Source organism: Peptoniphilus faecalis, from assembly GCF_012976305.1.
Classification (GTDB): Bacteria; Bacillota; Clostridia; order Tissierellales; family Peptoniphilaceae; genus Peptoniphilus_A; species Peptoniphilus_A faecalis.
Genome location: NZ_JABDSR010000009.1, coordinates 36,016 through 52,496, shown reverse-complemented (window position 1 = coordinate 52,496; position 16,481 = coordinate 36,016). Strand labels below are relative to the sequence as shown.

The following is a 16,481-nucleotide window of genomic DNA, read 5'->3' as shown; positions in this document are numbered from 1 at the left end:
CTGAAATAAAACCTGCTAACAAAAGTCAAAGAGAAAAGCAGAATTAATTTAGCTTTTCTCCTTGTTAATTAGAGTTTAAATTTGAGCACAACAAATAAACCGGTTACTATCGGCTTATTTTTTTTATAATTATATTCTTGATTCTAGGCTACTTTTAACAACTTATTTTCTTGTTTTGATACCATAACTTTTACATAGTAGATTCTTAAGAATTTGTTTAAACCTTCAAATTTGCAAACTTTTTTGGATTTTCCTTCTTTTTCTTTCTTAATCATGTAATTATATATTTCGTTTTCTGGATCTTTTGCACTCATCATACACTTCATTGCCTGGTAGCCTACTTTTCTTAGTATTGCGTTCCCTCTTTTGCTTATTTTCCTTTGATCTGCTTTAAAGTTTCCTGATTCATATGGTGGTGCGTCTATTCCTATAAAGGATATTAGACTTTTTTTGTTTTTTAATTTTGATAGGTCTCCAAATTCTGCTACTATTTGTACTGCTAATTTTTCTGATATGCCTGAGAATTTTTTTGCTTCTTGATATTCTTCTAAGAGCTCGGATATTTCTATCATTTGTGATAAAATTCTATTTAGAATCTGATTTATTTATTTTATCAGGTTTATTCCTTCTCTGATATTCGTTTCTATTTTTGAGTTATGGGAAGGCTGTGTTGAGATACTGTCCTTTGCTAATTTGTAAATGGTTTTTGCTTTGTTTGCATTTGGATGGTATCTCTTTTCTTTTGCCCACCTTTTATATTCTTCTATAAATTCTTCTTCTGTTTTTTCTAGTACTAGGTCTTTATGCCACCATTTTTCTAAAAAGTCTAATAGTTTGTCTTTTGAAAAGTCTCCTGAATTATGTGGTATTAGTTTTTTTATGCATGGAAATGTTTGATGTATTGTTTGATCTATGTAGTTCATTTGGTCGATTCTTAGATCCATGTAATGTTGGTAGCTTCTATTTAATTCTTTTAGGACTCTGTAGTTTTCTTCATCTACCTTGTATTCTTCTAATTCTTTCCAATACATTAATCCATATTCTGCTATTTGTTTTGCATCTATCTTGTCATTTTTTGCTTTTCTAAAGTTTAATGCTCGGCAAAATTGTTTCATTTTTAGTGGATTTATTACTGATACAAAATACCCTCTATCTTTTAATTCATAAAGTATTGGTAGATGATATTTTCCTGTTGCTTCCATTGTTATTTTTATTTCTTCTTTTACTTTTTCTAGTTTCTCTAGAAGTTCTTCTACTTTACTTTTGTTTAGATAAACATCAAATGGTTTCCAGATTATTTTGCTTCCTTGTTCTAATGCACAAACTGTAATTTTTTCTTTTGATATGTCTATTCCTACAGATATCATATTTTTTACCTCTTTCTTTTTATTTTGTAGTTCCTACCTGCACCATTACACTCATTTTAGCTCGTGACACGGACGTTTTTCCCAACCTGCTTAACCGAATATGAATAATGAAGAGGTAGATGACAGTTTTTATGACGGATATTTTAACCCTAAAAGACCCTCGTCATACTACTTCTTCATTATACAAAAATAGTGCAAGATAGGAATTACTTCCTTTCTTACACTATTTATGGTACTAAAAAGACCCCGAAGGGTCCATATAAAGTTTATTTTACTGCAATTGCTTCAATTTCAAGAAGACCATTTTTTGGAAGTTTAGCTACTTCAACACATGATCTTGCTGGTTTATGTTCAGAAAAATACTCTGAATACACTTCATTTACTGCTGCAAAATCCTTTATGTCATCTAAAAATATATTTACTTTTACAACTTTATCCATACTTGATCCTGCTTCTTCTAGAATTGCTTTGATATTATCAAGACTTCTAGCAGTTGCTTTTTTAATATCGTCAGTTATAAGTTCTCCTGTTTCAGGAATTAGTGGAAGTTGTCCTGATGTAAAAATAAATCCATTTACTTCTGTAGCTTGTGAATAAGGACCTACTGCTGCAGGTGCTTTGTCTGTGTGTAGAATTTTAACCATTATTATTCCTCCTCATTTTCATGGTCATGGTTTTCTTTGTTTTCGTCATTTTCCCACAATCTTTCGAGATTATAATATTCTCTTTCATCCTTGTGGAATACATGTACTATTATATCACCAAAATCTAAAATTATCCATCTACTAGAATTTTTTCCTTCACTGTGAATTGGTGCTTCACCTTGTTCTGATAGTTTTTCGTCAATTTCACGTGCTAGAGCATCTACTTGTATTGATGAATTTCCACTTACGATTACAAAATAATCTGCGATAGAAGTCATTCCCCTTATATCCAAAACTTTTGTATCAATTCCCTTTTTTGATTCACATGATTTAATAATAATATCTAACTTTTCTTGTACTGTCATTTTACCTCCTATTTAAAATTATTTTCTAAAAGCATTACCTTTGTTTTATTTTCATTTGGTATGAAGTAAGATACTCCCCCAATATATTTTGGCGTTCCAGGAAGTGTATTTGTAGTGATATCTTCTGTTCCTATGCCACGCATATTTATTGCTATTTTTACCAATTTTTTTACGGGTATATTGTTTTCAGAATAATTTATATAAGATCCGAGAAGTAGAGGCGACTTAATTAATGTTTTTGGCTCCTTCATTTTTGACAAAAGCGCTGACATAAATTGTTGTTGTGCCTTTACTCTTCCAAGGTCGGCATCTTTGTAGCCCTTTCTAAATCTCAAAAATCCAATGGCATCATATCCCTTTAATGTCTGTGTCCCTTCTCTAATGTCTATCTTTAAAGGGGGATCCGCCGTGGGATCTTCATATTTCATATCAATTGGAACATCTACTGTTACTCCTCCAATTTTGTTTACTACATCTTCTACGAACCTATAATCAACTGTTACATAATATTTTATATTTGTGCCAAGGAGATTGTTCACTGTGTCGAGGGTTAGTTCACTTCCACCGTATTTAAAGGAGTGGTTAATCTTTGTCTTTTTATATCCTTTGATTTTTGTGTAAGTATCTCTAGGTATAGAAATAATATTTACTTTTTTGCTTTCTCCATCAACATTTACTATCATAATGGTGTCAGACCTTGCGTTATCTGCTTTTTTTGAGTCCAAGGAATCGACTCCAAGCATTAAAAATTGGAGGTCTTCTCCTCCTTGATCCACCTTGTTAATATCTTCATTTCCGATGAAATAAAAATATCCTGCGATGCCAGCAAGTGCCAATATTAAAATCACAATTATTGTTGTGATAAAGGCTTTAAAAAAACTTTTCATGTATCTATCTCCTTATAAAAATTTCTAGCAAGAACAGTCATTGGAACAATGTATCTGTCCCTTTCTACTAAAAATTTTAGAGTGTTATTTAGTGCGAAATACATGGCAGCGTCCAAATCTTTTTTTGCAAGCTCCCTTGCCTTTTCCACGCCGTCAAAATTTCTCATTGGCTCAATATAATCTGCCAAAAAAATTATTTTTTCAAGATCAGACATATTTGCTCTGCCAGTAGTGTGATAGGCTATGGCATTTAAAATATCTTCGTCTTCTATGCCATAAAATTTATTTGCGAATAATGCACCAAGATATGAATGGATAATTTGTGGAGCTTTTTGCATTTCTCTTGTAAGGAGAAGTCCATTTTCTTTAGCTTTCTTTATAAGACAGTCTTTATCCTTTATTTTTGCACAGTCGTGTAAAAAACCTGCAACTTCTGCTTTCTCCACATCTACATGGTAAATTTTTGCAAGTTCAATTGATGTATCTCTAACTCTAATTGTGTGAAGAAATCTCTTTTCACCAATTCTTTTGCGAATTTCTGATTCATATTTTTTTAAGTTATAGTTCACTTTTGTAAAACCCGCTTTCCTTAATATAATTCACTACTTTTTCAGGAATTAAATATTTTACAGATTTTTTATCTTTGATTCTCTCTCTAAGCTCAGTAGAAGAAATTTCATAGAGAGGCGTGTGGATTATTTTTACCTTTGTGTTATAATTCTCTTGCAAAAATTTTAATTCTCTATTGATCTCTTCAATGTCAATATATTTAGGTCTAAGTGCCACTACAAATTCAATTTCTTTGGAAAGCTCTTCGATCTTTTTCCATGTTTTAAGTTCAAACAAAGTGTCGAGACCAATTAAAAAATATAATTTTTCTTCTTTATAAATTTTTTTCAGTTCTTTAACTGTATCAACTGTGTAGGATAATTTCACACGATTAGTCTCTATGTTACTTATCTCAAAACTTGGATTAGATGAAATGGCAAGTTTTACCATCTCGTACCTGTCTTTTGCTGATACATATAAGTCCTTGTGTGGAGGACTGCCAGTTGGAATAAAAATAACTTTATCGAGATTAAGCTCTTCCTTTAAATATTCGCAAATCATTAAATGACCGTAGTGGATGGGATTAAAGGTTCCTCCAAAAATTCCGTACTTTTTCATTATAATTCTATTTTTTTATTTTCTTTAGACTCTCTATAAATTGTAAGTTTTTTGCCAATTTTTTGTACAAATTCAGCACCTGTTGCCTCTATTATTTCGTCAACTATTTCCTCAACTTCAACTGGTACATTTTGCAAAACTTTTATTTTAACAATTTCATGATCCTCTAAAAGTTTATCTATTTGGTTTAAAAATCCCTCATTTATGCCATCTTTTCCCAATTGGATAAGTGGATCCATGTTGTGAGCAAGGCTCTTTAAATATGATCTTTGTTTTCCTGTTAACATTCTTTCTCCTATATATTTTATTCAAAAAATTCAAATTCATAACCGCCGATAAATACTGAACAGCCATCTTCAGCGCCAAGTTTTTCCAACTTTTCAACAACTTTATTCTTTCTAAGATTTTCTTGGAAATATTTAAGTGAATCGTAATCATCAAAATTTGTCGAGCGAATAAGTTTATCAATATAAGGTCCTTCAACAAAGTATTCGCCATTATCTTTAAATACTTTTATCCCTTCTTCTCGTGTAATTTCCTCAACATGCTCTTCATCGTAAGTTTCGTGATTTTTGTAATCTACTTCTTTTAGACTATTATATGTTAGCTTCATTAATTTGTCCAAATTTTTTGTTGTGGCACAAGATCCTGCAATAATCTCATATTTTTCGCCAAGTTTTTCTTTTAATTTTTTTAAATTTTCTTCGGCTCCCGGCATATCCATTTTGTTTGCAAAAATAATTTGCTTCTTTTCACCAAGTTTTTCATTATATTTTACAAGTTCTTCGTTGATTTTATAAAAATCTTCAACAGGATCTCTGTATTCAGAGCCAGAAATATCAAGGACGTGAATTAAAATTCCAGTTCTTTCAACATGTTTTAAAAATTCATCGCCAAGGCCAATTCCCTCTGATGCACCTTCGATAAGTCCAGGAATATCTGCAATTACAAAGGATTCACCTTCTCCAATTTTTACAACTCCAAGGTTTGGCGTAAGTGTCGTGAAGTGATAATTTGCAATCTTTGGAGTCGCAGATGTTACTATGGAAAGAAGCGTTGACTTTCCTACATTAGGAAACCCAACAAGTCCTACATCGGCTAGAAGTTTTAATTCTAATATTACTTCCCTCTCTTCTCCAATATTTCCAGCTTGTGCAAAAGCTGGTGCTTGTCTTGTAGAAGTTTTAAACCTAGCATTTCCTAGTCCTCCTTTGCCACCTTTGCATACAGTTACAGACATATTGTTTTCCTTTAAATCGTAGATGACTCCCTTTGTGTTTGCATCTCTAATTAGAGTGCCAACGGGAACTTTTAGTATTATATCCTCGCCATCTCTTCCAAATTTTAATTTGTTCATGCCCTTTTGTCCATTTTCGGCCTTGTATTCTCTTTTGTATCTAAAATCCATCAAGGTGTGAAGTCCAGAGTCCGTCATTACAATTACATTTCCGCCTCTTCCACCATCGCCACCAGCAGGCCCTCCAGCTGGTTCATATTTTTCTCGTCTCCAAGCGACAGCACCATCTCCACCTTTTCCAGCTTTTAATTTTATTTTTGCTATATCTATAAACATTTTTACCTCGCATTTTTTAAAATTATATCATAGAATTAACACAGAATTGTAGTGAAAACTTGAACCTTATGTTAAATATGTAAAATCTTGGTGAAATTTTTAGGTTTTATAAAGAAATAAAACAAAAAATAAAAGCAAGGTTCCCCTTGCTTTATCTTTATGCTAATTCAACTTTTTCTTTTTCGTAAACATTAGCAAATTTCTTTCCGCCTTTGCCCTTAGTTGTGAATCTTAAAATTCCATCAGCTGTGGCAAATAGAGTGTCATCTGAACCTCTCATAACATTTTCACCTGGATGAATTTTAGTTCCCCTTTGTCTAACGAGAATATTTCCTGCTAGTACAAATTGACCGTCTCCCCTTTTAACTCCAAGTCTCTTTGAGTTTGAGTCACGACCGTTCTTAGAAGAACCTGCTCCTTTTTTTGAAGAAAAAAGTAATAAATCAAATTTAATCATTTTACACCTCCACATTCTTTAGTGTCAAATATTCTGGGTAAGCTTCATCAATAAGCTCAATTCCCATTATCATAAATTCAAAACAAATTTGAATATCTTTTCTTTTAAAAACATTACTATTTAAAATTTCTATTTTTAACAATCCGTCACCTTGTGTGTCCACAATTTCACTTTCACTAATTCCCAATTTATTTATAAGTGTAAAATAAAAAGTTTGAGTGAGGATTGAAATACTAGAGCAGACAATTTTATCAAATTCTCCCTCAGCGTGTCCACAAGACTTAAATCCATAATAATAATCACCCTTTTTGTAAAGGTCTATATTAGTCATTAGTTAATACCTGAAATTTCAACTAAAGTGTATGGTTGACGGTGTCCATTTTTCTTTCTTTCATTTTTCTTAGATTTGTATTTATAAACAATAACTTTTTTGTTTTTGCCTTGAGCTAATACTTTGCCTTCAACCTTTGCACCATCAACAAAGGGAGCACCAATTTTAGGTTCATCTCCAGATACGAAAAGAACTTTGTCAAAAGTTACATTGTCGCCTTCTTTTGCATCTAATTTTTCAACTTTAATTTTGTCACCAGCTTCAACAACATATTGTTTTCCACCTGTTTCAATAATTGCGTACATTGTAGCACCTCCTCATTACAAGACTCGCCATTATAGGCACTCTAGTTTAAAACCTATTCTGTGCGGTTACATCAATGTATTTTATCACACGAACTAATCTTTGTAAAGAAATTTTATGATTTTTATATTTTCTGTTATGAAAAATATTTTGTATATGAATTTTTTGTTAAACTTGTTGCAATAAATTATTTAGAACTAATATGATTTTATAAAAAATAAGCAGACTCTCGCCTGCTTACACTTTATCTTTATATTATAAAACTTTCAATATTAATTCTAAAATTATTCAGTGATAGTCTTATTTTTGATTTCTTCTTTAAGTGATGCTATAAATTCATCTAAATCGACATCTGCTACTTCTTCTCCATTTCTCTTTCTAACAGAAAGTTTGCCAGAAGTTTCTTCTTTTTCTCCAATTACTAGCATATAATTGATTTTCTTAACTTGTGCTTCTCTAATTTTATAACCAACTTTTTCTGCACGAGCGTCAAGATGAACTCTAAGTCCTTCTGCATGAAGTGCATCTGCAATTTTTTGTGCATAATCTTTAAATTTGTCAGATACAGGGATTACTTCCACTTGTACTGGAGATAACCATAGTGGGAATTTACCTGCAAAGTGTTCAATTAGTATACCCATAAATCTTTCAACTGAGCCAAGTAATGCTCTGTGGAGCATTGCTGGTCTCTTCCTTTCTCCATCTTCGTCAACATATGTTAAGTCAAAGTTTTCTGGAAGTTGGAAGTCAAGTTGGATAGTGCCACATTGCCAAGTTCTTCCAATTGCGTCTTCTAGGTGGAAGTCGATCTTTGGACCATAAAATGCTCCATCGCCTTCATTAATTGTATATGGAAGATTCTTTTCTTCTAGTGCCTCTTTAAGTGATTTTTCAGCTAAATTCCATGATTCAAGATCTCCCATGAAATCATCTGGTCTTGTTGAAAGTTCAATTGAATATTTAAATCCAAAAGTTGAATATAAATAATCTGCAAGGTCTATCATCTTAAATACTTCATCTTTAACTTGTGAGAATAAGCAATATACATGGGCATCGTCTTGAGTAAAAGTTCTTACTCTAAATAATCCGTGTAATGCTCCAGAAAGTTCGTGTCTATGAACAATTCCATATTCAGCGAGTCTAATTGGAAGATCTCTGTAAGAGTGATTGCTAGAATTATAAACTAAAATTGATCCTGGACAATTCATTGGTTTTACTGCGTAGTCGTCACCGTCAATTTTTGTGAAGTACATATTGTCTTTGTAATGATCCCAGTGACCTGATCTGTGCCATAATGCTTCGTTTAAGATAATTGGAGTTTGGATTTCGCCATATCCATTTTCTTCAAGAACGCCTCTCCACCAGTTAAGAAGATTATTTCTTAAAATCATTCCATTTGGATGGAAGAATGGAAATCCTGGTCCCTCTTCGTGCATACTAAATAAGTCAAGTTCCCTACCGAGTTTTCTGTGGTCTCTCTTTTCAGCTTCTTCACGTCTTTTTATATATTCATCTAATTGTTTTTGTTTTTCAAAGGCAATGCCGTAAATTCTTTGAAGCATCTTGTTCTTTGAATCGCCTCTCCAATATGCTCCTGCAATTGAAAGAAGTTTTATTGCCTTAATTTTTTTAGTTGAAAGAAGATGTGGTCCCTTACAAAGATCAACGAAATCGCCAATCTTGTACATTGTGATTTTTTCATCTTCTGGTAAATCTTTAATTAGTTCAACTTTATAGTCTTGTTTCTTTTCTTTAAAATAATTAATTGCCTCTTCTCTTGAAATTTCAATTTTTTCTATTGGAAGATCCCTTTTAGCAATTTCTTTCATCTTGTCTTCAATTGCCATGAGGTCTTCATCTACAAATCTATGTTCAAGATCTAAATCATAATAAAATCCTGTTTCAGTTGAAGGTCCAATTGCAAATTTTGTTTCTGGATAAAGTTCTTGAATTGCATAAGCCATTAAATGTGATGCAGTATGCCATAAAATTTTCTTCCCTTCAATGTCTTCAAATTTTACAACTTTAAAATCACAATCTTCGAAAACTTCGTCGTCAAGTCCAAGTATTTCACCATTTACAACTGCTCCAAGAGAATCCCTAAGAAGTCCTTGTGAGATGTCTCCAGTAATTTCTTTTACCTTTACTCCACTCTCATATTCCTTTTGTGATCCATCTGGTAATTTAATAATCATTTTTTCCTCCTAAAATTAATAAATAAAAAAAGTCATCATCCCAAAGGACGATGACCGTGGTTCCACCTTAATTAAACTCAAGGGATTTAACGCATCCTTACGCCATAGTTTGCTATGGAACTCCAAGTTAGTTTTCAAAAATATAAAATTAGAAATTTGCACCTTCCATTTCCTCTCTTAAAATTTTATATAATTTACTCTTCTTATCAAAGTTTATTTAAAAATTATTTTTATTATATCATATTTTTATTATTTTTCAAGTATTATAAATATTAATTGTTGATATTAAGTGGTTATTTTGATATGCTTTTATTATAGTAATTTGTTAATAGCTATTAGGATATTTAATGCGAAATGAGTACTTTATGAAAAAGAAAATTTTTAACTTTTTTATAATATTTATTTTAGTGTTTTCTATATTTACGCCAGTATCAGCAAATAGAGAAACCCTAGAAAAAAATAAAAATTATGAAGAAATTACAATTATTCCTATTGAAAATTATCAAGATAAAGAAAGTTTTGAAATTGAAATAGGAAATATATCGAATTATAATAATAATAATAATAATAATGAACTCTCTAGAAATATATATGGTAAAACAATATTAAAAGCATCTGTTTCTCGAAGTGGAAAAACTATCAAAACTAGCGGCTCTACTATGGGTTCAGTAAAATTAGGTGCTGTATCTATACCTTACACTCAAAAAAATGTCATTCTAAGATTTTCAAATCTAAAGGGATATAATATGAATCGTGGTTATTGGCTGTCCGCAGATCTTCATCCTGGTCTTGTTGGTATAAAATAATTTTTATTATCTAAAAGTAAAATGAGTTATCATATTCAAGTGAAAATGTTCAAGCATTTAATTCCTATTGGTGAGAAAAGTTCTGAAGAGATAATCGATTATCTTAAAAATAAATTTGATACTATTGAAATTAACTTCTCAGAATTACCTTCTTATAAAAAAGAAATGCATAGAACAAATGCAAAATATTGCGTAAAAAATTCAAAATTAAATGTTGAGATAAAAGATATGTCATTTCGTGTTTTTAAAATTATAGAAAATGAAAAAAGTATAGATTATATAGATCCCCTTGAAAGTGAGTGGGGTAATTTTCTCTTCTTTGTATTTGAAGAAAAGACTAAATATATGTGCTGCAATAGTAACAATAACAGACTTTTAATAGAGATGGTTTACTTTTCAGGCATTTCTCAAGAATCCTATGATAAAGAAGATTTTGAATTTAAAGACGTACTTAGCAAGTTAATGTTTGATTATCTGGATGATAAGTTTTTGTATAAAAAATTTACTCAAAAATTAAATAAATAATATAAGTTTTTAAATATCCCAATACTATATTAGATAGGGCTATTGCAAAGCCCACAAAAAAAGGCGAGGAAGCTAATGTCCTCGCTTTTTCGATACAATTAATTATAATAAAAATATAATAGCTAATTCAAATACTTAATAAATTTGACTAGTAAAATAGAGTTTTCTATTATGCACAATCACCTTATATAAAGTAAATAGAGCCATAATCTTCAATAGGTTCCTTTGAAAGGATTTCTATTTCATAATTGTATTTTTCGATAATCTTCATAATTTCTTTGTAGGAACTGTGCTCTTTAATGCTACCAGTGAAAAATATTTTTCTATCAAGACTTCCACTTGCTCCGCCGATAAAGCCATAATTAAAGTTTTGAAGTTTTATTTCCTTGTGATTTATCCTATATATTGGAAGAATATCCCTTAATTTCTCATAAGTTCCTCCATCACTTGTTATTAAAAAATTATCTGTTACAAGTGTAGTGCATTTTGAATACCCTTGTTTTATATGGATTAATTCATATCCTCTTTCTTTATAATATTCAAGAAGTTTTTTGTCAGTGTGTTTTAAATTATGAATAAAATAATTTTTAAAAGTAAAGGCATTTAGTGCTACATCCCTTGGATATTTGCCAGATAATTGTGAATGAGATGAAATAATTTTTCTATCTTTAAAAATTTCTTTGTAATAGTCAAAGTTGTCTTTATCTACCACAATCTCTCCACTGGGCAGCGGATGAACTAAAATATCAGGATGTGTGTTTAGCCCTTCCATTACTTTTTTATTTTTCTTTGTTCTAATTATTTTTCCATATTTTTCTAATTTTTTTGCAGATTTTTCAGGAATGTTTTCTGCTACTATTACATAATTCATTTCATCATCTCGTAAATTATAATTGATGCCGCAACATTTGCATTTAATGAATCCACAGTCTTACTAATTGGAATATTCAAATAGCTATCTGCATTATCCATTAAAAATTCCGAAACTCCCTTTGCTTCATTTCCTATTACCACGATGTCTTTATCCTTAAATTTATAATCCCTTATGGAAGTTGAACTATTAAGGGCTGTTGCAATAATATTAAAATCTAAATCTACTAAATCTTCTCTACTCATAAAATAAATTGGAACTCTAAAAATAGAAGACATAGAAGATCTAACTGTTTTTGGATTGTAAAGGTCGCAGGAGTTTGGCGAAATTATTATTCCATCAAGTTCAAAGGCATGAGCAGATCTAATAATTCCTCCTAGATTTCCTGGCTCTCTAATATCATCTAAATATAAAAATTTACCATGATTTTTTTCAAAATTTCTGTGAACTTCTTTGTAATATGCAATTATGCCTGGAGATGTTACTGTGTCGCAAAGATTTTTAAAGATATTATCTGAAAAAATATATATATTTTCTTCCTCAATATTTTTTATTATATCTTTAAATTTATTTTCTTTATAGGAAGACTCATTTATAGCAATGTATTTTGGCATAAAGTCTCTTGCTTCTTCTATTACAACAGGTTTTTCCACCATAAAAAGCCCATACTCTTGTCTATATTTTTTTTCTTTTAAATTTTTTAAAAATTTATATGTATCGTTATTTTTACTTGTAATTACCATTTTTCTCCTCGCAATATTAAAGAAAAAAGCCCCTAAGGGCTTTAATATTCAAGTTTTATAAAAATTTACTCTTGTCCTTTAAATACTCTTTTACATCAATTACTTCGCCATTTTCCATGACAATTTTAAAGGAATAGTCATAGATATAAGCTGCGGAAATTCCAATAAGTGATGCCGGCAGTGCTAAAATCATTCCAATTGCAGATGTTGTTAATGAAAGAGAGAGAACTGTTTCATTGCCCTTTTCAACAAGAAGTCTACTTGCATTTCCCTTTCTCCAAATTTCTTTTATTGCATCAACAATTTCATCAAGATACTTTATAACTCCGTCGATATATTCTCTGCCACTTTTATTTTCACTATTTTCATAAGATGCTTTTTCTTCTTCGCTTTCAAAAACCTTGGAAGGTTCAACTTTTTCCTTATACCTTCCTTCTTTTATAAATTCTATGGCAAGATCTACATCGCCATCACTATCTAAAAGTGCTTTTCTAACTATTTCATACCTTGCTCCAGTTGTATTTATAACATAATCAATTTTTGTCATATTAATCATAATATCACCTCAAAAAATATTTACCCAAAAGAAAGATTTTAAAAATTTTATTTTTTTACGCCTTCACTTTCAACTTTTGCATTTGAACTAGGGTTTTGTTCTCCTTCAGGATTTTCTGCCTGTGGCTTTTCATAAACTGCATCTTTTTCTTCATCAACTACAGATACGAAAGTTCTTCCATGATAAAATTTAATTTCCTTACCTTCAGCATCTTTAAAAATTGTCCTCGCATCCTCATTTGATTTTTCCCATGTAATTGGTGCAAGTTTTCCCCTTTGAAGAAGAAGCCCTGTGCCAGCTCCTATGTTTGCAAGTTTTAAAGTACCCTTAGGTCCAGCTACCACACCCTTTTGGAACAAAATTATTAAATTATCTGTTGTAAATTCTTCGCCACTTGCTTCATCAGTTACAACTTGTCCTTGACGAATATATTTGTATTTACCATTTGCTTCATCGTATACAAAATTAGTTTTATAATTTCTGTTGAAGTTTAAAGTTATTTCCTTTACATCTTCTCCAACAATATTTTCGTCTTCATTGTAAAAATTAAGTGATGCAGTGTTGTCCTTTACATCAATTCCCTTTTTTATCAAATAATTTTCAAGTTCAGGAAGTGAAATGTATCCATTATGTGGTGCACGCTTTTCAACATTTTTGTTCCTGTGAAAAACAATTCCTTCTAGGGCAATTCCGTCGAGATCGACTACATTTCTATGTCTAACTTCAGCAAGTCCTGCTTCAGATCCACCCCAATGAGCATATATTGCATTGTATTCCTTCGCAGTCTGTACAAAGTAAGGTCTTGCAGAGCGAACTGGTCCCACACCTTCAGGTAAATTACTTTGGAAAAGTGCCATATATCTTGTGTATTCACCTTCAACCCTATACTCGTATATTATGTCGGCTTTAGAAATTTGTGCTTGCGGCCTTGCATCGTCGTGATTGTCTAGCATTACAGCAAAGATTTTGTTCTTTTCTTGCTCCTTGTCTTCTCTTTCTTCATGAGTAAGTGGTGTGTAATAAACTATTTTTTCTGGTTCTTTAGGTTGCTCTTCTTTTGTTTTATTAGTAGAGCTTGTCTTGTTGCAGGCGACTAAAAAAGTTGTAATTAAACCAACAAGCAAAAGTTTTTTTAGATTTTTCATTAGATTACCTCTTTTCATATGTATTAATTTAATTGTAATTTAAAAGTTTGATTCTGTAAATAAAGTAAATTTTTATAATTCAAATTTCTTAATTTTTGAACAAAAAAGGCTACAAAATTAAATCTGTAGCCATAAAATTAATTGTTCTCTGTGAACTTTTTAATATCTTTTTCTGATCCTAAAACCGTTAAAGTGTCCTCTTCCTTGACTTTAAAAGAAGCAGTTGGGTTTACAAAATTTTCCCCATCTCTTTTAACCATTAGAACATTAAAATTATAATCTTCTCTAAGTTTTAAGTCCTTCATTTCTTTTCCATTCATCTTTGCACTTGCTTTAAACTCAAAAATTGTATAGCCTTTAGAAATTTCATTAGAATCTAATAAAGAATCATTTGACAAATTATTTGCAAGCCTATATCCCATATCTCTTTCAGGAAAAATAATTTTATCTGCACCACATTTTAATAAAATTTTGCCAAATCTATAATTAGGTGCTTTTGCAATAACTTTTTCAATTCCTGCTTCCTTTGATGCAAGGACTGCCATAATAGCCGCTTCCAAATTTTCTCCAATAGCAACTATTGCAATATCATAATTTCCTAGCGCAAGTTCTATCATTGATTTTTCATCTTCAAGATCACATATAATTGCTTCAGTAACATTTTGTGAAATCGCATCAATTTTTTCTTCATCATTATCTACAATGACAACATCATTTTTTAAATCATATAATCTTGTGGCAACAGTTGAACCAAATCTTCCGCAGCCAAATACAATAAATGTCTTCATAATTACCCCACTATAATTTTTCCTTCTGAATATTTTGTATGTTTTTTTGTTTTTCTATTTAAAATACCAATGCCTAAAGTTGCAGCTCCAACTCTTCCAAGGTACATTAAAATTATTAAAATAATTTTTGAAAGAGAACTTAAATTTGCAGTAATGCCTCTACTAATACCAACTGTTCCGAAAGCAGATACTATTTCATAAAGAATGTCCAAGTATAAAAATTTTCCTTGCTCATCAATTGTAATCAATAGAGAAGAAAAAATTACCAAGGTAGAACTCAAGGTAAATATGCAAAGTGATTTAATAAGTGATTCGTGAGATATTGTCTTGTGAAATATTTCTGTCTCTTTGTTTCCTCTTAAAAACGAAATAGTGGAAAATAATAAAACTCCAAAAGTTGTTGTCTTTATCCCACCACCAGTTGATGCTGGAGATGCACCGATAAACATCAACATAATAGTTACAATTAAAGAGCTTTCTTGCATTTTTGAAATATCAATAGAATTAAATCCAGCCGTCCTTGCTGTAACTGACATAAAAAAAGATGATAAAACTTTTCCCTTTAATGTCAAACCTTCCATAGCAGCACTATTACCTTCTATTAAGAAAAAAGCAATTGCCCCAACTAAAAGAAGTATTGCAGTTACTGAAATAACTATCTTTGAGTGTAAATTCAAATTTTTAAAATTTTTCTTTCTAAAAATATCAATAAACACCGTAAAACCTAATCCTCCAAAAATTATTAAAAGGGAAATTACAATATTCACTGTGAAATCAGATACATAGTCTACAAGAGAATTTCCTGTAATATCGAACCCTGCGTTACAAAAAGCAGAAATCGAATGAAAAATTGAAAATAAAATTCCCTTTTCAATGCCAAAATCAGGAATAAATTTTGTAGCAAGTAAAATTGCTCCAATTAACTCAACGCTTAAACTAAATTTTATAATATAAATTACAAGTCTAATAATTCCCTTGCTTGTGTCTGCATTAGTTTGTTCTCTTATAATTCTTCTCTCTGTAATTCCAATTCGCTTGTTAAACACCATAGCAACAAGGGACAAAAATACCATTGTGCCAAGCCCACCAATTTGAATTAAAAGAATAATTACAACTTTGCCAAAAGCAGTCCACTGACTCGCCGTGTTTGCAACAATAAGTCCTGTAACACAAGACGCCGATGTAGATGTAAAAAATGCATCTAAAAATCCAATCCTCTCACCATTCATACTTGCAATTGGAAGATCTAATAGACATGCTCCCAAAAAAATTAACGCAAAAAAAGAAAGGCAAACTATTAGAGGCGGATTCTTTTTTAATTTTCTAATCATAGTACCCTCATTATAATGTATTCATATATTTGTTATGCAAAAAAGCTCCCAAAAGGGAGCATTATTATTGTTCTTTTGCAATTTGAACTAATTTTGCAAAGCCTTGTGGATCATTAATAGCCATTTCAGAAAGCATTTTTCTGTTTATATTTACATTAGCTTTCTTAAGACCACTGATAAATTTTGAATAACTCATTCCATTAAGTCTTGCAGCAGCATTAATTCTTGTAATCCAAAGTTTTCTAAAATCTCTTTTTCTTTGCTTTCTACCAATATATTCATAGTTAAGAGATTTCATAACAGCTTGATTAGCAGTTCTAAATAATTTTGATTTAGCACCAAAATATCCCTTAGCTTGTTTTAGGATATTATTATGTCTTTTTTTAGCGTTAACGCCTCTTTTTACTCTAGCCATCTTTACCTCCTA

22 protein-coding genes and 2 other annotated features are annotated in these 16,481 nt (G+C 30.8%); of the genes, 2 read left to right on the top strand and 20 right to left on the bottom strand.

What is annotated here, in order from left to right; all coding sequences use genetic code 11:
- Positions 1–143: 143 nt before the first annotated feature.
- The 13 genes from HKO22_RS10875 to thrS all read right to left on the bottom strand — a co-directional run bounded on the left by HKO22_RS10875 (position 144) and on the right by thrS (position 9,289).
- Positions 144–572: an IS110 family transposase gene (locus tag HKO22_RS10875; protein ID WP_235932839.1), complete on the bottom strand. Its 429-nt coding sequence runs from the start codon at positions 570–572 to the stop codon at positions 144–146.
- 33 nt (positions 573–605) lie between these two features.
- Positions 606–1,367, bottom strand: a complete 762-nt coding sequence (locus HKO22_RS10870; protein WP_235932838.1) for an IS110 family transposase — start codon at positions 1,365–1,367, stop codon at positions 606–608.
- A gap of 266 nt (positions 1,368–1,633) precedes the next feature.
- Positions 1,634–2,011 (bottom strand): RidA family protein, encoded by a 378-nt coding sequence (locus HKO22_RS07520; RefSeq protein ID WP_169969707.1) that lies wholly within the window; start codon positions 2,009–2,011, stop codon positions 1,634–1,636.
- 2 nt (positions 2,012–2,013) lie between these two features.
- Entirely contained in the window at positions 2,014–2,376 is a 363-nt protein-coding gene (gene rsfS / locus HKO22_RS07515) for a ribosome silencing factor (protein ID WP_075659248.1), read from the bottom strand.
- Positions 2,377–2,384: 8 nt separating this feature from the next.
- Positions 2,385–3,263, bottom strand: a complete 879-nt coding sequence (locus HKO22_RS07510) for an LCP family protein (protein ID WP_169969705.1) — start codon at positions 3,261–3,263, stop codon at positions 2,385–2,387.
- A complete protein-coding gene (gene yqeK, locus HKO22_RS07505; protein ID WP_169969703.1) occupies positions 3,260–3,832 on the bottom strand; it encodes a bis(5'-nucleosyl)-tetraphosphatase (symmetrical) YqeK in 573 nt (190 codons plus the stop codon). Before yqeK ends, HKO22_RS07510 begins: the two co-directional genes overlap by 4 nt.
- Complete coding sequence (gene nadD / locus HKO22_RS07500) at positions 3,822–4,430, bottom strand: nicotinate-nucleotide adenylyltransferase (protein ID WP_075659251.1); 609 nt, start codon at positions 4,428–4,430, stop codon at positions 3,822–3,824. The genes yqeK and nadD overlap by 11 nt, the downstream gene beginning before the upstream one ends.
- Positions 4,430–4,717, bottom strand: a complete 288-nt coding sequence (gene yhbY, locus HKO22_RS07495; RefSeq protein ID WP_169969701.1) for a ribosome assembly RNA-binding protein YhbY — start codon at positions 4,715–4,717, stop codon at positions 4,430–4,432. The genes nadD and yhbY overlap by 1 nt, the downstream gene beginning before the upstream one ends.
- 17 nt (positions 4,718–4,734) lie before the next feature.
- Positions 4,735–6,003 (bottom strand): GTPase ObgE, encoded by a 1,269-nt coding sequence (obgE, locus tag HKO22_RS07490; RefSeq protein ID WP_169969699.1) that lies wholly within the window; start codon positions 6,001–6,003, stop codon positions 4,735–4,737.
- A 157-nt stretch (positions 6,004–6,160) separates the two neighbouring features.
- Entirely contained in the window at positions 6,161–6,460 is a 300-nt protein-coding gene (gene rpmA / locus HKO22_RS07485; protein ID WP_075659254.1) for a 50S ribosomal protein L27, read from the bottom strand.
- Between the two features lies 1 nt (position 6,461).
- Positions 6,462–6,791: a ribosomal-processing cysteine protease Prp gene (locus HKO22_RS07480; protein WP_169969697.1), complete on the bottom strand. Its 330-nt coding sequence runs from the start codon at positions 6,789–6,791 to the stop codon at positions 6,462–6,464.
- Entirely contained in the window at positions 6,791–7,096 is a 306-nt protein-coding gene (gene rplU / locus HKO22_RS07475) for a 50S ribosomal protein L21 (protein ID WP_075659256.1), read from the bottom strand. The genes HKO22_RS07480 and rplU overlap by 1 nt, the downstream gene beginning before the upstream one ends.
- Before the next feature lie 10 nt (positions 7,097–7,106).
- Positions 7,107–7,174 (bottom strand) — a sequence feature (ribosomal protein L21 leader region).
- A gap of 204 nt (positions 7,175–7,378) precedes the next feature.
- Positions 7,379–9,289, bottom strand: a complete 1,911-nt coding sequence (thrS, locus tag HKO22_RS07470; protein ID WP_169969695.1) for a threonine--tRNA ligase — start codon at positions 9,287–9,289, stop codon at positions 7,379–7,381.
- A 40-nt stretch (positions 9,290–9,329) separates the two neighbouring features.
- Positions 9,330–9,508: a binding site (T-box leader), on the bottom strand.
- A 146-nt stretch (positions 9,509–9,654) separates the two neighbouring features.
- On the opposite strand from thrS, the gene HKO22_RS07465 reads away from it, so the two are divergent.
- Positions 9,655–10,095, top strand: coding sequence for a hypothetical protein (locus tag HKO22_RS07465; RefSeq protein ID WP_169969693.1), 441 nt, complete (start codon positions 9,655–9,657; stop codon positions 10,093–10,095).
- 39 nt (positions 10,096–10,134) lie between these two features.
- The gene (locus HKO22_RS07460) at positions 10,135–10,620 is read left to right on the top strand and encodes a hypothetical protein (protein ID WP_169969691.1); all 486 of its coding nucleotides are present in this window, start codon (positions 10,135–10,137) and stop codon (positions 10,618–10,620) included.
- Positions 10,621–10,804: 184 nt separating this feature from the next.
- On the opposite strand, the gene HKO22_RS07455 is transcribed toward HKO22_RS07460, so the two are convergent.
- From HKO22_RS07455 to rplT, 7 genes are all read right to left on the bottom strand, one after another.
- The gene (locus HKO22_RS07455; protein WP_169969689.1) at positions 10,805–11,491 is read right to left on the bottom strand and encodes a DUF6873 family GME fold protein; all 687 of its coding nucleotides are present in this window, start codon (positions 11,489–11,491) and stop codon (positions 10,805–10,807) included.
- Complete coding sequence (locus HKO22_RS07450) at positions 11,488–12,234, bottom strand: TrmH family RNA methyltransferase (RefSeq protein WP_169969687.1); 747 nt, start codon at positions 12,232–12,234, stop codon at positions 11,488–11,490. The genes HKO22_RS07455 and HKO22_RS07450 overlap by 4 nt, the downstream gene beginning before the upstream one ends.
- A gap of 55 nt (positions 12,235–12,289) precedes the next feature.
- Complete coding sequence (locus HKO22_RS07445; protein WP_075659262.1) at positions 12,290–12,790, bottom strand: DUF4342 domain-containing protein; 501 nt, start codon at positions 12,788–12,790, stop codon at positions 12,290–12,292.
- 47 nt (positions 12,791–12,837) lie between these two features.
- Positions 12,838–13,935, bottom strand: coding sequence for a DUF3048 domain-containing protein (locus tag HKO22_RS07440; protein WP_169969685.1), 1,098 nt, complete (start codon positions 13,933–13,935; stop codon positions 12,838–12,840).
- Positions 13,936–14,072: 137 nt separating this feature from the next.
- Positions 14,073–14,723, bottom strand: coding sequence for a potassium channel family protein (locus HKO22_RS07435; protein ID WP_075659264.1), 651 nt, complete (start codon positions 14,721–14,723; stop codon positions 14,073–14,075).
- A 2-nt stretch (positions 14,724–14,725) separates the two neighbouring features.
- Complete coding sequence (locus HKO22_RS07430) at positions 14,726–16,054, bottom strand: TrkH family potassium uptake protein (protein WP_075659265.1); 1,329 nt, start codon at positions 16,052–16,054, stop codon at positions 14,726–14,728.
- A 64-nt stretch (positions 16,055–16,118) separates the two neighbouring features.
- On the bottom strand, positions 16,119–16,469 hold the full coding sequence (rplT, locus tag HKO22_RS07425) for a 50S ribosomal protein L20 (protein ID WP_075659266.1): 351 nt from the start codon (positions 16,467–16,469) through the stop codon (positions 16,119–16,121).
- Positions 16,470–16,481: the final 12 nt, after the last annotated feature.

Excerpts from the sequence above, each read along its gene's own strand:
- rplT (WP_075659266.1), bottom strand. The coding sequence starts at position 16,469 with ATGGCTAGAGTAAAAAGAGGCGTTAACGCTAAAAAAAGACATAATAAT.
- HKO22_RS07440 (WP_169969685.1), bottom strand. The coding sequence starts at position 13,935 with ATGAAAAATCTAAAAAAACTTTTGCTTGTTGGTTTAATTACAACTTTT.
- HKO22_RS07455 (WP_169969689.1), bottom strand. The coding sequence starts at position 11,491 with ATGAATTATGTAATAGTAGCAGAAAACATTCCTGAAAAATCTGCAAAA.
- obgE (WP_169969699.1), bottom strand. The coding sequence starts at position 6,003 with ATGTTTATAGATATAGCAAAAATAAAATTAAAAGCTGGAAAAGGTGGA.
- HKO22_RS07520 (WP_169969707.1), bottom strand. The coding sequence starts at position 2,011 with ATGGTTAAAATTCTACACACAGACAAAGCACCTGCAGCAGTAGGTCCT.
- HKO22_RS07465 (WP_169969693.1), top strand. The coding sequence starts at position 9,655 with ATGAAAAAGAAAATTTTTAACTTTTTTATAATATTTATTTTAGTGTTT.
- HKO22_RS07480 (WP_169969697.1), bottom strand. The coding sequence starts at position 6,791 with ATGACTAATATAGACCTTTACAAAAAGGGTGATTATTATTATGGATTT.
- nadD (WP_075659251.1), bottom strand. The coding sequence starts at position 4,430 with ATGAAAAAGTACGGAATTTTTGGAGGAACCTTTAATCCCATCCACTAC.
- rplU (WP_075659256.1), bottom strand. The coding sequence starts at position 7,096 with ATGTACGCAATTATTGAAACAGGTGGAAAACAATATGTTGTTGAAGCT.
- HKO22_RS07445 (WP_075659262.1), bottom strand. The coding sequence starts at position 12,790 with ATGATTAATATGACAAAAATTGATTATGTTATAAATACAACTGGAGCA.
- HKO22_RS10875 (WP_235932839.1), bottom strand. The coding sequence starts at position 572 with ATGATAGAAATATCCGAGCTCTTAGAAGAATATCAAGAAGCAAAAAAA.
- HKO22_RS10870 (WP_235932838.1), bottom strand. The coding sequence starts at position 1,367 with ATGATATCTGTAGGAATAGACATATCAAAAGAAAAAATTACAGTTTGT.
- rpmA (WP_075659254.1), bottom strand. The coding sequence starts at position 6,460 with ATGATTAAATTTGATTTATTACTTTTTTCTTCAAAAAAAGGAGCAGGT.
- HKO22_RS07510 (WP_169969705.1), bottom strand. The coding sequence starts at position 3,263 with ATGAAAAGTTTTTTTAAAGCCTTTATCACAACAATAATTGTGATTTTA.
- HKO22_RS07430 (WP_075659265.1), bottom strand. The coding sequence starts at position 16,054 with ATGATTAGAAAATTAAAAAAGAATCCGCCTCTAATAGTTTGCCTTTCT.
- HKO22_RS07435 (WP_075659264.1), bottom strand. The coding sequence starts at position 14,723 with ATGAAGACATTTATTGTATTTGGCTGCGGAAGATTTGGTTCAACTGTT.
- yhbY (WP_169969701.1), bottom strand. The coding sequence starts at position 4,717 with ATGTTAACAGGAAAACAAAGATCATATTTAAAGAGCCTTGCTCACAAC.
- thrS (WP_169969695.1), bottom strand. The coding sequence starts at position 9,289 with ATGATTATTAAATTACCAGATGGATCACAAAAGGAATATGAGAGTGGA.
- rsfS (WP_075659248.1), bottom strand. The coding sequence starts at position 2,376 with ATGACAGTACAAGAAAAGTTAGATATTATTATTAAATCATGTGAATCA.
- HKO22_RS07450 (WP_169969687.1), bottom strand. The coding sequence starts at position 12,234 with ATGGTAATTACAAGTAAAAATAACGATACATATAAATTTTTAAAAAAT.